Annotated in this window: 13 protein-coding genes and 1 pseudogene; 8 read left to right on the top strand and 6 right to left on the bottom strand. The window is 57.0% G+C overall.

From position 1 onward, the window contains the following. Window positions 1–4 precede the first annotated feature (4 nt). Genes AWB77_RS22365 through mdcH form a run of 6 tightly spaced genes read left to right on the top strand, consistent with a single transcriptional unit; the run spans window position 5 to window position 4,486 of the window. Entirely contained in the window at window positions 5–856 is an 852-nt protein-coding gene (locus AWB77_RS22365) for a biotin-independent malonate decarboxylase subunit beta (RefSeq protein ID WP_061136634.1), read from the top strand. Beyond that, on the top strand, window positions 853–1,668 hold the full coding sequence (gene mdcE, locus AWB77_RS22360) for a biotin-independent malonate decarboxylase subunit gamma (protein ID WP_061136633.1): 816 nt from the start codon (window positions 853–855) through the stop codon (window positions 1,666–1,668). The genes AWB77_RS22365 and mdcE overlap by 4 nt, the downstream gene beginning before the upstream one ends. Window positions 1,669–1,707: 39 nt before the next feature. After that, the gene (madL, locus tag AWB77_RS22355) at window positions 1,708–2,103 is read left to right on the top strand and encodes a malonate transporter subunit MadL (protein WP_061136632.1); all 396 of its coding nucleotides are present in this window, start codon (window positions 1,708–1,710) and stop codon (window positions 2,101–2,103) included. Window positions 2,104–2,117: 14 nt separating this feature from the next. Then, window positions 2,118–2,882: a malonate transporter subunit MadM gene (gene madM, locus AWB77_RS22350; protein WP_061136631.1), complete on the top strand. Its 765-nt coding sequence runs from the start codon at window positions 2,118–2,120 to the stop codon at window positions 2,880–2,882. Continuing rightward, window positions 2,882–3,496, top strand: a complete 615-nt coding sequence (locus AWB77_RS22345; protein WP_244158612.1) for a malonate decarboxylase holo-ACP synthase — start codon at window positions 2,882–2,884, stop codon at window positions 3,494–3,496. Before madM ends, AWB77_RS22345 begins: the two co-directional genes overlap by 1 nt. Before the next feature lie 51 nt (window positions 3,497–3,547). After that, on the top strand, window positions 3,548–4,486 hold the full coding sequence (gene mdcH, locus AWB77_RS22340; protein WP_061136630.1) for a malonate decarboxylase subunit epsilon: 939 nt from the start codon (window positions 3,548–3,550) through the stop codon (window positions 4,484–4,486). Between the two features lie 4 nt (window positions 4,487–4,490). On the opposite strand, the gene AWB77_RS22335 is transcribed toward mdcH, so the two are convergent. The 6 genes and pseudogenes from AWB77_RS22335 to AWB77_RS22310 form a co-directional block, all read right to left on the bottom strand. Further along, on the bottom strand, window positions 4,491–5,405 hold the full coding sequence (locus tag AWB77_RS22335; protein ID WP_061136629.1) for a LysR family transcriptional regulator: 915 nt from the start codon (window positions 5,403–5,405) through the stop codon (window positions 4,491–4,493). 160 nt (window positions 5,406–5,565) lie between these two features. Beyond that, window positions 5,566–7,527: pseudogene (gene acs, locus AWB77_RS22330) on the bottom strand (acetate--CoA ligase). A gap of 244 nt (window positions 7,528–7,771) precedes the next feature. Beyond that, window positions 7,772–8,389 carry a glutathione S-transferase family protein gene (locus tag AWB77_RS22325; protein WP_244158621.1) on the bottom strand — a complete coding sequence of 206 codons (618 nt, stop codon included), beginning with the start codon at window positions 8,387–8,389 and terminating at the stop codon, window positions 7,772–7,774. A gap of 82 nt (window positions 8,390–8,471) precedes the next feature. Next, window positions 8,472–9,542, bottom strand: a complete 1,071-nt coding sequence (locus AWB77_RS22320; protein ID WP_061136627.1) for a phenylacetaldoxime dehydratase family protein — start codon at window positions 9,540–9,542, stop codon at window positions 8,472–8,474. A gap of 109 nt (window positions 9,543–9,651) precedes the next feature. Further along, window positions 9,652–11,283, bottom strand: coding sequence for an MFS transporter (locus AWB77_RS22315; protein WP_061136795.1), 1,632 nt, complete (start codon window positions 11,281–11,283; stop codon window positions 9,652–9,654). A gap of 726 nt (window positions 11,284–12,009) precedes the next feature. Further along, complete coding sequence (locus tag AWB77_RS22310) at window positions 12,010–12,753, bottom strand: TrmB family transcriptional regulator (protein WP_061136794.1); 744 nt, start codon at window positions 12,751–12,753, stop codon at window positions 12,010–12,012. 187 nt (window positions 12,754–12,940) lie between these two features. Here AWB77_RS22310 and AWB77_RS22305 point away from each other — a divergent pair, with 187 nt between their 5' ends. Both AWB77_RS22305 and AWB77_RS22300 read left to right on the top strand, forming a co-directional pair. After that, entirely contained in the window at window positions 12,941–13,609 is a 669-nt protein-coding gene (locus tag AWB77_RS22305; protein ID WP_061136626.1) for a glutathione S-transferase family protein, read from the top strand. 426 nt (window positions 13,610–14,035) lie between these two features. Then, complete coding sequence (locus AWB77_RS22300) at window positions 14,036–14,989, top strand: alpha/beta fold hydrolase (protein ID WP_061136625.1); 954 nt, start codon at window positions 14,036–14,038, stop codon at window positions 14,987–14,989. Window positions 14,990–15,071: the final 82 nt, after the last annotated feature.

The raw sequence follows: 15,071 nt of genomic DNA, 5'->3' as shown, positions 1-15,071 counted from the left end.
AACTATGGATATGCAAGCACTGCTCGAGCGCCAAAGTTTCATCGAACTCGATGCCCGCGGCCGCGCCAAAAAGCTAGTCGACGAAGGCACTTTCAATGAGCTACTCGGTCCGTTCGAGCGCGTGAGCTCGCCCTGGCTCAAGCGCCAGGGCATCGTGACGCAAGCCGACGATGGCATGGTGGTCGCCAAGGGAACCATCGACGGTCAGCCCGCGGTCGTCCTTGCCATCGATGGCGGATTTCAAGGCGGCAGCATGGGCGAAGTGTCGGCGGCGAAAATAGCGGGCAGCCTCGACCTTGCCGCCGATGACAACCGCCGAGGCATTCCTACGCGCGCCGTCATTCTCTTCGAGACGGGCGGCGTGCGCTTGCAGGAGGCCAATCTCGGTCTCGCGGGCATCGCGGAAATCCACGCGGGCATCGTCGATTTGCGGCGCTACCAGCCGGTGATCGGCATCACTGCTGGCCCTATCGGTTGTTATGGCGGCATGTCGATCGCCGCAGGTCTTTGCAGCTATCTGATCGGCACGCGCGAGGCGCGGCTCGGGCTCAACGGACCGGCCGTAATCGAGCAGGAAGCAGGCATTGCGGAGTTCGATTCCCGCGACCGCGCGATGATCTGGAGCTTTACGGGCTGCGAGCAAAGACATCGCACGGGACTGCTCGACGTATACACCGCCGATGATGCCGATGCGATCCGCACTGCCATCATCGATTGTTTTCGCGCCGGGCGTCCAGACGCATGCCGCAGCGAACGCGTCGTGGGCTTTCTCCAGCGGCTGTCCGAAGTCGATCCGCGGGTGCAGGCCACGCCGGAACAAGCAGCCGCCATCTTTAGCAGGGGATTTGCATCGTGAGAACACAGGACCTTTCGAAACGCGGCGCAGTCTGGCTGGATGCGCTCACCGGCAGCGCGCCGTTGCGGGCCGGCTACCCACCCTCTGTGCGCGTCGCCGATGCGCGTCTCGGGGACCAGGCAGCGCGTTTCATCGCGGTGCTGCCGGACCCCAACAACCCGTTCCCGCGAGCCCGCGGCGGCGAGGTGGGACTCGTGGAAGCATGGGAGATCGCGCGGGCGGTGCGTGAAGTCATCGATGCTGATACACATCGCGAAGAAAAACGGGCGCTCGTGGCCGTCATCGATGTGGCGAGTCAGGCCTATGGACGCCGCGAGGAAGCGTACGGCATTCATCAGGCGCTCGCTGGGGCCGCCGATGCTTACGCAAGCGCGCGCCTGGCTCGTCACCCGGTAATTGGCCTGATCGTGGGACGCGCAATGTCCGGCGCGTTTCTCGCACACGGTTACCAGGCTAATAGGCTAATCGCGCTCGCTGATCCGCGCGTAATGGTCCACGCGATGGGTAAGGAATCGGCCGCGCGCGTAACGCTGCGCTCGGTCGCCGAACTCGAAGCTTTCACGGAGCGCGTTCCGCCGATGGCCTACGACATCGACAACTACGCGTCGCTCGGATTGCTCTGGAAACTGCTTCCCGTTAGCAACGCAGATGCCCCTACCGGCACGGACCAGTCGGCGGTTGAAAAGGCGCTGAAAGCTGCAGTCGACGACATTCGCGCCGACCCGTCGCGCGGCCTCGAAAGCCGCCTTCGAAGCGAGCACCGCGCGGCCTCGGCGGCCGTTCGTCGCAAGCTGCGGGAAGCGTGGCGCTAAAGCATCGAAATCCTAACAGACAAATACAGGAGACACGAAATGATCATCTATGGAACCGCCCTGCTCGCGTTCTGCCATCTGGCGGGACTTTTCCTCGGGGACCTGCTCGGGGTCGCGATCGGCGTCAAGACGAATGTCGGCGGTGTCGGCATCGCGATGCTGCTGCTGATTTTCCTGCGCCTCTATTTGCAGGGGAAAGGCTTGCTGCCAAAGGAAACCGAAGCGGGCGTGGCCTTCTGGGGCGCGATGTACATTCCAGTCGTCGTCGCGATGGCGGCGAATCAAAACGTCGTCGCCGCGTTGAAGGGCGGCCCTGTCGCGCTATTGTCGGCTCTGGGTGCTGCGGCTGTCTGCGCGGGTTGCATCGCCGTGCTGTCGCGCACCGGTCGCGATAGCACCTCGCTCGTAAACGCGCCGCATCTCGAAGAAATTTGAACGAGGAGACAGCCATGTTGCAGATGATCGATAAAATTCTGATCCAAAACGGCTTGGTTACGGCGCTCGCGCTGGTGGGCCTAATCATGTGGGTGTCGTCGTTGATTTCGCGCAAACTGACCTTCGGGCGCGTACACGGCTCGGCGATCGCCATTGTGATCGGCCTCGTGCTCGCCTATTGCGGCGGAGCATTCACCGGAGGGCAAAAAGGGCTGGCGGACCTGCCGCTTCTCACCGGTGTGGGCCTAATGGGAGGCGCGATGCTGCGCGACTTTGCCATCGTCGCGACGGCGTTCGAGGTGCAGGCGACTGAAGCGTGCAAGGCGGGTCTGATTGGTGTCGTATCGTTGTTGCTTGGAACAGTACTACCCTTCATCGTCGGCGCGAGCATCGCGCACGCTTTCGGTTATAACGACGCCGTAAGCATGACGACCATCGGCGCAGGCGCCGTGACGTATATCGTCGGACCGGTGACGGGCGCTGCGATTGGCGCAAGCTCCGATGTGATCGCACTCAGTATCGCGACTGGCCTAATCAAGGCGATCATCGTGATGATCGGCACGCCGATAGCTGCGGGCTTCATGGGGCTGAAGACTCCCCGTTCCGCGATGATCTTTGGCGGACTGGCTGGCACCGTGAGTGGCGTCAGCGCTGGGCTAGCCGCAACCGATAGGCGGCTCGTTCCATACGGCGCACTCATCGCGACGTTCCACACGGGCGTTGGCTGCCTACTCGGGCCGTCGGTGCTGTTCTTCGCAACAAAGGCGCTGATGAGTTAATGGGCGCCAATGCCTCATGGAGAACCGCTGTGTTGCTCGCCAATAAGGAGATCCGTCCGCACGATCTTCTGTGGATTTCCGAGCCGCGAGACTTTCGCGCGAAGGCGGAGCTGCCTGCGTGGGCGTCGCCTGAGTGGCTGTCAGTCGCGCCGGTCGTAGTGCGTCGAGAAGCGGTCAGCGCAAATGACATCGTGCCCGTAGGCATTCGAGGACGCACACGCGGCGAGCGATTTGCGGCATTTATCACAAGCGAGCGCAAATCCCGTCGCATAACACCCGAAGCGCTATTTCGGGCGGGCGCGCGGCGTGAGCAAACCGCGGTCGCGCGCCTGCTTTGCATGCGCGCCCTCGCTCAAATCGCGCCCGAACTCGATCAACTCCAGCTGGCTTGGGGCGTCATCGGAAGCGTCGGTTTTACGCTTGCAAGCGGCGTGAGCACTTTGCGGCAAGACAGCGACCTCGGTCTGCTGCTTCGCGACGCGCGACCGCTTCCGCGCACTGAAGCGTACGCGCTGCTGTGGCTGCTGCGGACCGCGCCGGCACGCATCGATATGCAAGTTGACACTGGTTACGGCGGCTTCGCGCTAGCGTGCATCGGACCGAGTGCTGCTTAAGACGGGGTACGGCCCATTGCTCGTCGACAATTTAAGGGTACCGAACATATCATGAGCGTGCTGTTTACGTTTCCTGGCCAAGGCTCACAGCGCGCCGGCATGTTGCATGCGCTGCCGGCTCACAACGAAATCGCTCGCACTATCGAAGAAGCGGGTGACGCGCTAGGCTTCGATATCAGATCTATAGACGATGCGGCATCGCTACGCTCCACCGTCGCCGTGCAGCTTTGTCTGCTGATCGCAGGCGTCGGTCAGGCGCGCGCCCTACAGACTCACGGTCACGTGCCTGATATGGTGTCGGGACTTTCGATCGGCGAGTACCCCGCCGCGGTGGTAGCGGGCGCTCTTGGCTTTTCCGACGCGCTCAGGCTCGTCGCCTTGCGCGGCCAATTGATGGAACAGGCATATCCGTGCGGCTTCGGCATGCTCGCAATCGTCGGCCTGACGCAACGTCCGCTCGAGCGGCTGATTGCGCAAGTCAACAGTGAGGTAGGACCGGTTTTTCTTGCAAATATAAACGCTGAAACCCAGATGGTCGTCTCGGGCAGCGAGGTTTCCATCAATCAACTCGCCGAAGCGGCGAAGAGACAAGGTGCGCAACGCTGTGAGCGCCTCGACGGTGCCGTGCCGTCCCATTGCGCCCTGCTTAACGCCCCGGCAGCCAGGCTCGCCGATGCCTTTACGGACGTCGAGGTGCGTGCGCCACGCGTCACTTATCTCAGCAGCAGTGCTGCGCGGCCACTTTTCGACGGCGCGCAAATCGCCGCCGATCTTGCCGGCAATATGGCACACCCTGTGCGCTGGCATGACACAATGAGACTCGCATGGGAACGCGGAGCGCGTCTTGCAATAGAGATGCCTCCCGCGAACGTATTGACGCGGCTCGCCAGCCCGATTTTCACGGACGGACTTGCTGTGAGTGGCAGCGACACTTCGCTTCCCGACCTCAGCGCGCTTATCAATAGGGAACGCGTTCGCGCAGCGCGTTGACGCCTCAGTCGCCGCGTCTCGTCCGAAGACGACAGACCGCCATGAGCGCGAGTAGATTCGGATCGCGCTCACGTGCGCGCAAGAAGCTGACGCCGATTGTCTGGCGCATCATATATTGCGCCTCGAGCGGAATGAATTGCACCTTGTCGCCAAAGACGCCGCGCACGCGACCCGGCAGCAGCGTATAGCCGACACCGCCGCTCACCAGGTTCATTAGCGAGAAAATGTCGCCTGTTCGCATCGTCACGTTCGGCGTGTAGTTAGCGACGCGAAATGCCTCGACGAACCCGTGATACGTAGCGAAGCCCTCACCGAGCGAAACGAATGTCTCCTCGCGGCAGTCGCGGAGATCGACCTGGTTCTGCCGCGCATACCGCGAACCGGCAGGCGCCGCGAAGAAAATATCGTCCTCGAAAAGAGGAATAGATTCGATTTCGGGTTCGGCGTCGGGCATAGCCGTAAGGGCCGCATCGATCTCGTTGCGCTTTAGCTTCTCGATCAGTTCGACATTCGACCCGAGTACCAATTCGACATGGAGCGTAGGCTTGCGCACCTTGATGTCAACAACGATTCCCGGCACCGTCTTAATCGTAAGCGAATACAAAGAGCCAATTTTTAGGCGGTCTGACGAATAGCCTGCGGCCTCGCGTGTCGCGCGAATACCGTCAGACATAAGGGTGATTACTTCTTGTGCCACGTCGGCAAGCATCTGCGCGGCCTCGGTCGACCTTAGGTTACGGCCCTCGTGGCGAAAGAGTGCGCAACGCACGCCTTGCTCAAGCGAATGAAGTGCGCGATGCACGCTTACCGTGCTCACGTTCAATGCCTCGGCCGCCTTCGCCAGGTTACCGGTCTCCATGAAGGCAAGCAGGACTTCAAGCTTGCGAAAAGTTATCTCATCGTCGATTCGGTCGCGCATCTAAGCTCAAGGTATGGGCCAAGTTTTTAACTTATCGCCTCGCCAGCGACCTATACTGCTGGGTGACACTGTCTTCACGCCCAGAGAGGAAACATCTCGCAGCTGGCTGCGCTCGGCCCGTACCGCCGACGGCGTACGGCCGAACGCAAGTTCTCAGGAGTCAGTATGCTTCGCCCAACTGGCTCAGAACAGACGGGTTCTCTAGTGTGGACACGTCTTGTAGAATTTGCTCCCCTTTGGCGAGAGAACGCAAGAGTCGGCGCATAATCTTGCCAGAACGGGTTTTTGGCAAATTGTCGCCAAACCGAATATCCTTTGGTTTGGCTATCGGTCCGATCTGGTCACTGATCCACTTGCGCAGCTCGACCGCGCGCTTGCGCGCTTCGTCGCCGACGGGCGACGAACCTTTCAGAACCACGAAGGCACAAATAGCCTCGCCGGTAACATCGTCGGTGCGTCCAACGACGGCAGCTTCGGCAACCTGCGGGTGAGCCACCAAGGCTGACTCAATCTCCATCGTGCCCATGCGGTGTCCCGAAACGTTGAGCACATCGTCAATGCGGCCCGTGATCGTGAAGTAGCCAGTCTCAATGTCGCGAACGGCTCCGTCGCCTGCAAGGTAGACGCCGCCACCGAGTTCCTCGGGAAAGTAGCTCTGCTTGAAGCGCTCGTTGTCGCCCCAGATGGTTCGAATCATCGACGGCCAAGGACGCCGAATGACGAGATTGCCACCGCTTCCGTCGGGCACTGGCTGGCCCGTCTCATCAACGACCGATGCCATGATCCCCGGTAGAGCGAGCGTGCAAGATCCCGGAACAAGCGGGGTGGCGCCCGCCAAAGGCGCGATCATGTGGCCGCCAGTTTCCGTCTGCCAGAACGTATCGACAACAGGACAGCGGGCCGAGCCAACGTTACTGTGATACCACTCCCACGTATCCGGGCTGATTGGTTCGCCGACGCTACCGAGCACTCTCAGGCTTGATAGATCGTACCGAGCAGGATGAACTGCCGGGTTCGCGTCCGACGCTTTGATTAGCGAACGGATGGCAGTTGGTGCCGTATAGAAAATACTGACCTTGTGACGGGCGATCATCTCCCAAAAGCGACCGGCGTCGGGATAAGTCGGCACGCCCTCGAAGATTACTGGGGTCGCGCCTACCGCAAGCGGTCCGTACGCGATGTATGTATGCCCGGTTATCCAGCCTATATCTGCGGTACACCAAAAGACATCACTGGATTTGATGTCAAACGTCCAGCGCATCGTGAGCATTGCCCACAGCAGGTAACCCGCCGTGCTATGCTGTACGCCTTTGGGGCGGCCAGTAGATCCGGAGGTGTACAAGACGAAAAGCGGGTGTTCTGCGTCGACCGGTTCAGGCTCGCAGTCGTTCGACTGCGCCGAGAGCAGCTCGTCCATCCAATGGTCGCGCCCCTTCGTCCATTCGATTTTCCTTCCGGTACGACGGTAAACCACAACATTTTTTACACTCGAACAATCGCTCCCCGCAAGGGCTTCGTCTGCTATGGACTTAAGGGCGAGAATCTTTCCGGCTCGCAACTGCTCGTCGGCCGTAATTAGTGCGACGGCACCGAGGTCGGCAATACGCTCCTGCAAGGCCTTGGCGGAAAACCCGCCGAATACGACAGAGTGAATCGCCCCGATGCGGGCGCAGGCTTGCATAGCGACTACACCTTCGACTGACATCGGCAGATAGATCACAACGCGGTCGCCCTTTCCAACTCCTAGACTACGCAGCGCATTGGCAAACCGACTTACCCGAAGGTGCAGCTCGCGATACGTGACACGCGTCTGAGTGCCATCGTCCGCCTCGAACAAAATAGCTGCCTTATCCGCATTGCCGTTCAACAGATTTCTATCTAGGCAATTGAATGACGCATTTAGTTGACCATCGCTGAACCACCGATAAAAAGGTGCGTTGCTCTGGTCAAGGATTTCACTAAACGGTTTTGACCATTAGAGAGTGCTCCGCGCGAAGCGCGCCCAAAAGCTCTCGTAATCGCGCTCGGCCTCGGCGCATAGTTCATCATACGCAACCATGTCGGGGATGTTCTCCCGACCGGATAATGAAGGATCCTTAGGACAGGTGCGGTGTTCCCGCATGGGTTCAAGAATTGACACGTTGCCTCCGGGTGAGGGCCATAGCGACTGACAGCCGTCCCGCTGTGTTGTCGCTTAGCCAATCGTTGTCAATGTTACGGGCTTCACGTGTACCGTAACCGCCCGACCCCCGTGGATCAATTAACCTGAGAGACGGATAGTTAGCCTGGCGGGAACTGCATTCAACTGGAGGTCTTCGATATCAAGAGGAACCTTCGGGGACGTATCGACCTTCCTCGAAGACTTATTAGTTGGTGACGAACTCATTCCGCTCCGCACGGAGAGGCGCTTTCGGCATGGGCACGTAACCAGGCAATGCCTCGATTCGGGAAAGCCACGCTCGGATGCTCGGGTATGGTTGCAGCGAGATATATCCTTCCGGTGCATGGGCGATATAGCTATACGCCGAAATGTCAGCGAGGGTCGGACGATCACCCACCGCCCATTGCCTCTCTTCCAACCGTTTTTCAAGCGTCTCGAACAATTTGGTTGTAATGCGTTTGGCCACCGACATAGGGACCAACTCCTCCCCATAGACGACCAGCCGCCGTGCGGCGCATGGACCAAACGCAATTTCTCCAGCCGCCAACGAGAACCACTGCTGAACGGAAGCATTCAAGACTGGCTCGCTTGGGAGCCATGATTCGTCTCCATATTTTTTTGCTAAATAAACGAGTATGGCATTGGAGTCAAAAACCACGGCCTCGCCGTCAACGATGACTGGCACTTGTCCAAATGGATTCAGGGCTAGGAAATCTGGTTTGTGGTGCGCCTCAGTGTCTGGGTCAATGGTTACCTTTTCATAGGGCAACCCAAGTATAGACAGGAAAAGTTCCACTCGGTGGCTGTGCCCCGAATAAGTCATCCCATAGAGTTTGAGTGGTTTTTGAACTTGTTGGTCTGGCACGGTGTCGCCTCCCATTGAATGAACTAATATTGGACCCTGATCAACGGGCGATCGGAGCCGAACCCCAAAGGTTGGCATACTTCAGAAGACCGGTTTCCGCATGACAGTTCACGTACTCGAAAGATGGGGAACTCCCGAGAACGAACACCTCGTGCCACGTAACAACAGAACGTTCCGCTCCATACTTTCGCCTCATCGCGAGCGCGTGCTTGAAGATGTCAAGGTGACTTTTATGACTCGACGCCCAGCGCTCCAGAAAAGCCAGGGAAATGAAGTATCCGTGCTTGGACGTCTCTCGAAGCTCATTGCCCTCTTGATCCAAGTTAACCATCGCTCGCAAAGACAGGCAACCCGTTGTTAGCGGATTATCTTTGATATACGACATGCCAACTTCGAGCTTGGGCTGCAGATTCTCATAATAGTCTGCGAGCTGTTCGCCTTCGGCTTTCTGCCAATATTGACCAGATCGGATACTTACGAGGTTGTGGGGGATGTCAACGCGTATCCGCTTACGAAGACCGTCTTCGAAAGCCCCTTTCGGCAGTGACGTTTCATAGGGAGAATTCAAGCCATCAACGGCGGAAATCGGAAGCCGATCGCGCATAGCTCCAAAATAGCCCGCGGTGTACATCGGCTCGATATTGCAGCCCTTTGTACGATTCAGGCCGACTCGATACTCCGGCTCTGAATAGATAGTTTCCAGCCGATCATACGGCACTACAAGAGTCTCCCGCCAATATCCGACATCCTCAGCCTCACGCTCGGCTGACTGAAGCCACGCATTAAATGCTGCCGTGAATTTCCAAAATGCGTATCTGGACGGATCGGTCCAGTATGCAACAATTATTGAATTAGTCTTGCCTGCTTCATCAACCATTCGCATGCGTTCTGCGCAGTCTGGCCCAAACTCACTGTCGAAATCGCGCTGGAGACGCTCGAAAAAGTTGTTCTCCGAGGTCAAATCATCGCGGTCCCGCTGGACCGCAATGTAATCACACACCAGCGTCGTAACAGCCGAGTCCCATCTCGCGTGGAACTTCGGGGCGCCAGGTTGAAAGTCACCCGGACGTTGCAAGGGCAAGGTCCGTGGATATTCGATATGGAAGCTCATGATATTCGCCTTTGAATTGGCTCACGTAAAGGTCGTCGCTTTTCGGGAGGTGAGCCTGTGTTCGGACCGCTGAACGCCGGCTCCCACAGAACGAGGTCAGCGAGGAACGCTAGGCCCGCGCAGTTGAGGCCGGCGCGGTCGCATCGTCAACGACGGGTCTCTCGCGCAAGAAAAGCCCGCCGACCACAAAAGTAACCGCCGCAAAGAATACGGGGTACCAAATTCCAAAGTAGATATCGCCGGTCATAGTAACCATTGCGAATGCTACGGCAGGGAAGAAGCCTCCGAAGATCCCATTGCCTACGTGATAAGGAAAAGACAACGCAGTGTATCGAACGCGAGCCGGGAACATCTCGACGAGCGCCGCGGCAAGCGGTGCATATACCATTGCGAAATACGTGCAGAGAACGATCAACAGCAAGATCACCATCGGCTTATTGATATGCGATGCGACGGCTTCGTTCGAGTACCCTGCGTTGTGAAGGAGCTGTTGCAAGGTGATCGCATCGTATCCGCTCAGTTTTGTAGTCCCGACGAGGACGAATGGGCGAGCCGCAGTTGAGTCCGCGACATTCGTGTACGGAACGCCCGCCTTTGCAAGCGCTGCTTTGAACTTATCGCATTCGCTCGTAGCCGGCTTGTTACCCAGAAGATCGAACTGGAAGCTGCACGACGAAGCGGGCGCGTGCAGAACCACTGGATTATTTCGCGTCGCTGTTTCGAGATCTGGATTTGCGAAGTGGGTAATACCTTTAAAAATCGGGAAGCTCGTCAATGCGGCTAGAAGACAACCGGTGAGGATGACTTTTTTGCGCCCGATGATGTCCGAAAGCGCGCCTGCTATCCACATAAGGGGGAGACAAACAAGCAACGAGGCGCCGTTCAAAAAGCTCGCGGTTCCGATATCCAAGTGCAAGGTCTGCGTGAGAAAGAAGAAGGTGTACGTCTGTCCCATATACAGAACCGTCGTTACGCCCATGACTAAGCCAAACAGCGCAATCAGCATTTGCTTGACGTTAGCCCAGCTTCCAAAGGTCTCGCGAATTGGGGCCTTCGCCGTCTTGCCCTCTGCCTTCATCTTCTCATATACGGGCGACTCGTGAAGCGTGGTACGGATCCAAATCGAAACCGCTAGCATTACCGCGGAGAGCAGAAAAGGAATGCGCCAGGCCCATTCTTCAAACTGGCTTCCGAAAATGGAGCGGCACGTGAACACTACCAGCAATGCGAGTATCGTCCCGCCTGCGCCCGTCATCTGAATCCAACTTGTATTACGACCTTTTCGCCCTGCAGCTGCGTGCTCGGCAACGTAGATGGCCGCACCACCATACTCGCCTCCCAACCCTAAACCCTGTAATACCCGCAATGACAGTAAAAGGATCGGCGCGATGATCCCGGCTTGTGCGTATGTCGGTAAGAGGCCCACGCAAAAGGTCGCTCCGCCCATGAGAACGATGGTCATTAGGAACGTGTACTTGCGTCCAATCGTGTCCCCTAGTCGCCCGAAAAGGAGAGCGCCGAGGGGCCGAACGGCAAAGCCAACTCCAAATGCGATAAGCGCAAAAAGGAATGCACTTGTCGGCGAAAGCGCTGAAAAGAACTGCTTCGAGAAAACGGACGCTACCGCGCCGTAGAGGAAAAAATCGTACCATTCAAAGAGCGTACCGAGCGTCGATCCGATAATGACCAACTTCTCGCTTGAAGCTTCCTTTCCTGGAACCGCGGGCGTAGACGTTTGCATGATCTCCAGTCCTCCTTTATTAATGAAATCCATCCTAGGAGGCCAATTCTCCGCCGTCACTCGGAACCGCAAAATGCACTGACGATTTTTTCTAAGTTACTGTTTTTACGAGACAATATTTGTACTATTCGACCGAACGAAACGGGGCAAGTCGGCGATTCGGAGCCCTCGACAACTAGGCAGCCATTGAGACGTCGAGATGTACACGCAATGTCACCGGCGTTCTATCGACGATTTCGTGGGTTTGCCCTAACATCTCCATCAACCGGCGCGGAGACTTTGCCACGCCCGGTCGGCAGAGCAACGTGATGGTTGCGGAGACTTAGGTGTCGCGCAGAGTAATCCAAGAAGTAAGCAGCAGTCCGCGGCCGCGCAACGGCACAATGCGGTAGGTCGCCGTCAACTAGCCGCCCGCAGTGCTGCTTGACTCTGTCAGCCTGCAGGCCTCAAGGGGCGCCACACGATCGCATGACTTCTAGCTGGCAGCTGACGGCTTTTTGAAGCCATGTAGTTGTCCACCACCGCAAAATCAAACAGAAGGTGCGCCGATAAGCTAGCGACGGACTTTGGTGTGTGTGCAAAGGCGAGTCGCGATTGCCCTGTAGCCCAGTCGCTGCGCGAAGAGATACTTCGTCGCCAACAATTCGGCCGATTTTTTGCCGTTTACTTCGTCTCCCGCCTTATTTGTTCCGATCTCAACTCTAGAGAGGTCTTTGAACATGCTTGTCAGCGAACATCTGGCACGCTTGACTCCCAAAGCGCTTCAAAAAGCCCAGTTTGAAACGCGCAAAGCTCAGCACTTTGTATAGACAATGCGTAATGTTCCGCTTTTGAAGAAATAAAGGCTACCACGTCGTCATAAAGATAAGTAGTGACGCCCGCTTCGAAGGACGGGGGCGCGAAGCGTAGCGTACGACGCTCACGCTCCGAAGTCCTCCAAAGATCACGCGTGTCCGGGCTACCAGAACGAATTATTCGCAGTGTAATGCCAGACTTTACCCGCTTCGCGATGATGTCACGGATAACGGTAAATCCAGGTGTCTGAAACAATTCACTATTCGACATTATCGCGCGTAATTCTTTGGACTGGCAGTCCAAGGTCTCGTTGAGAACCGTCTTTATGCCTTCGACACCAACGAAAAAGCGTACTTTGGGCTTCCCTCCGGCCGAGTTATGTATTGCACGCAACTGCGGAAGTAGCTCTTGCACGGTTTGACGCTGCGCTTCGACCCTGCGAAGAAGAGCGATCGGGTCCTGCGGTATTACAAAGCTCCGCGTACCCTTTTGAACAGTGGCGACAAGGCCACTAGCCAAGAGGCGATCGAGTATCTCGTATGCATTTGTTCGGCCAATTCCTGCCTTCTGCGCAATCGCTGCGACCGACGACTCGCCCAATTCAAGTGACGCTAGATAGAAATCCGCCTTGTTCCCCTCGACACCTGCTGCCTGCAGCATCCCTTTCAGGTCCATTTTCCTCTCCTTCCTCGCGCCACCGGCCGCGCCGTCGTTCGCGACGATAGTACAAGGAAAACTCTTAAAGAACAATGTATTAGGGCTCGCGAAGCGATCCGGTGTGCGGCTTGATGGACGTCCTTAACATCCCTCCCTATCATCGGGCGACCATGCGATCGGCATCCCAATCTACTTAGGTACAGTCATGAAACTCTACTTCACACCTGGAGTATGCTCACAAGCGCCACACATCGTTCTCCGAGAGGCAGACATCGAGTTCGAACTTGTCGAGGTAAACCTTGCTACCAAAAGAACGTCGAGTGGAGAGGACTTTGCCAATGTCAATCCACTCGGATACGTTCCGGTATTGGAGGTCGGGGAAGGCTTCGCGTTGCGCGAAGGGCCCGCGATTATGCAATACATAGCAGATTTAGCGCCCAACAAATACTTACTCCCGCTGAATGGAAGCAACGACCGTTACCGTGCCCATGAATGGCTCAACTTCCTAACCACAGAGATACATAAAGGATTCGTGCCTCTGATCTATGAACGGAAGATGAAGCGCTTCGCTGATTTTGCAGCCTATAACAAGCCGAAGATTGAGAAATCTTTCGCGCTCGTCGACAAGCATCTCGCCGGCAAGGAGTTCGTTATGGGTAACACCTATACGGCCGTCGATTCATATCTATGGGTTCTCTGTAATTGGGGCAAGGCGCCATGGATAAACTCGGTTTTCGATGCCGACGTGGACCTAACGCATCTCGAAAATCTGAGGGATTGGCACGAGCGTATTGCAGCGCGCCCTGCTGTTGCGGACGCTGTCGCGGCAGAATGGCAGGCAGCGCGACCGGCTACGTCGCCGACGAAGGGCTGAGCGCCTCTTGCATCCCGGGTATAGAACGCGGCCGCGCTTCGAGGCGCATCTACGGCATTGGCTCGCAAGCGAATGATGATCAGAGGTTCCGGCCGTCACTGTAACCTGATGTCCCCGTCGCACACCGTCTGCCCTCGAAGCTGTGCCGGCTTTAAGCGCCGCAGGAATTAGGTCTCTGATGAACGCCGGTGGAATGGGGTCTCGAAGCGCATTGCGCTTCGAGGCAGCGACCCGTGCTTCTGTCACGACGCGCATTTACCTCGGGGGTGCCGGGCATGTCATTCTATGCGTCGCTGGAGGATTTTCGCACAGCGGTCGAGCAATAATAAACAGTGACTAAGCGAAGTTGCTCGACGAGAATGAGTCGACTGACATGGCAACCGTCGTACATCAACCGAGCATCTTACTGAAGCGGTAATCGCGAACATGCCGATAAAGCAGCTTGCTGGTGGTCTTCTGAGCTTTTTTGTCTTCTTTTATAATTACGGAGCTCACGCTGAATCGGTCCGGCCAGTGGTGACCTACCACTACGCGGAAGTGAACGATGTGAAGGTCTTCTATCGGGAAGCAGGCGATCCAGCTGCGCCGTCTGTGCTTCTGCTGCACGGATTCCCTACATCGTCCTTCATGTACCGCAATCTCATGGGCATGCTGGCGGACAAATATCATGTTATTGCCCCGGATCTTCCGGGCTTTGGATATACGTCAGCTCCGCCGCGAGACAAGTACACCTACTCGTTCGAAAATCTGGCCAACACCATTGATCAGTTTACAGACAAAATCGGCCTCCGTCGCTATGCTCTCGAAGTGTTCGACTACGGCGCTCCTATAGGATGGCGCTTAGCGACAGCTCACCCCGAGCGAATCACCGCGATCATCTCGCAGAACGGGAATGCTTATGTTGAAGGACTGAGCAAAGAATGGGATCCTATACAAAAATACTGGAGCGAACCGTCTCAAGCCAATCGTGACCAGCTTCGGCGCATTCTGACGCCCGATGCCGTTAAGTGGCAATACACTCAAGGTGCGCACAGTACTGAGGTCATCGCACCGGACTCGTACACGTTGGACTCAGCGCTGCTTACGCGTCCCGGAAATGTGGAGATACAGTTGGACCTCTTCAAGGACTATAAGAATAACGTTGCGCAATATCCCTTATATCAGCAGTACTTCCGAAAATTTAAGCCGCCACTTCTCGCCGTGTGGGGGAAGAACGACCCGCTATTTCTTCCCGCTGGCGCCCAAGCGTTCAAAAAAGACATTCCCGAAGCGAAAGTAGTTTTGGTCGACGCTGGCCATTTCGCCCTCGAGAGCGACCTCCCGGAAATCGGTGCTGAGATTCATCGTTTCTTAGACGCGACCTTGCCGCCGACCCAGTAGGAACATGTGGCAGATGCGTGGCTTGATCGACTTGTCTAACGCTTCTTGTGCGACTGTAAACAACGTTCGAACAATGCCTTGA

It is taken from the genome of Caballeronia fortuita, from assembly GCF_001544835.2.
Classification (GTDB): domain Bacteria; phylum Pseudomonadota; class Gammaproteobacteria; order Burkholderiales; family Burkholderiaceae; genus Caballeronia; species Caballeronia fortuita.
This window is presented reverse-complemented; position numbering and strand designations above follow the sequence as displayed.

Coding starts and splice junctions, on each gene's coding strand:
- AWB77_RS22310 (WP_061136794.1), bottom strand. CDS start 12,753: ATGGACCTGAAAGGGATGCTGCAGGCAGCAGGTGTCGAGGGGAACAAG.
- AWB77_RS22325 (WP_244158621.1), bottom strand. CDS start 8,389: ATGACTTATTCGGGGCACAGCCACCGAGTGGAACTTTTCCTGTCTATA.
- AWB77_RS22305 (WP_061136626.1), top strand. CDS start 12,941: ATGAAACTCTACTTCACACCTGGAGTATGCTCACAAGCGCCACACATC.
- madL (WP_061136632.1), top strand. CDS start 1,708: ATGATCATCTATGGAACCGCCCTGCTCGCGTTCTGCCATCTGGCGGGA.
- AWB77_RS22365 (WP_061136634.1), top strand. CDS start 5: ATGGATATGCAAGCACTGCTCGAGCGCCAAAGTTTCATCGAACTCGAT.
- AWB77_RS22300 (WP_061136625.1), top strand. CDS start 14,036: ATGCCGATAAAGCAGCTTGCTGGTGGTCTTCTGAGCTTTTTTGTCTTC.
- mdcH (WP_061136630.1), top strand. CDS start 3,548: ATGAGCGTGCTGTTTACGTTTCCTGGCCAAGGCTCACAGCGCGCCGGC.
- AWB77_RS22315 (WP_061136795.1), bottom strand. CDS start 11,283: ATGCAAACGTCTACGCCCGCGGTTCCAGGAAAGGAAGCTTCAAGCGAG.
- AWB77_RS22320 (WP_061136627.1), bottom strand. CDS start 9,542: ATGAGCTTCCATATCGAATATCCACGGACCTTGCCCTTGCAACGTCCG.
- madM (WP_061136631.1), top strand. CDS start 2,118: ATGTTGCAGATGATCGATAAAATTCTGATCCAAAACGGCTTGGTTACG.
- AWB77_RS22335 (WP_061136629.1), bottom strand. CDS start 5,405: ATGCGCGACCGAATCGACGATGAGATAACTTTTCGCAAGCTTGAAGTC.
- AWB77_RS22345 (WP_244158612.1), top strand. CDS start 2,882: ATGGGCGCCAATGCCTCATGGAGAACCGCTGTGTTGCTCGCCAATAAG.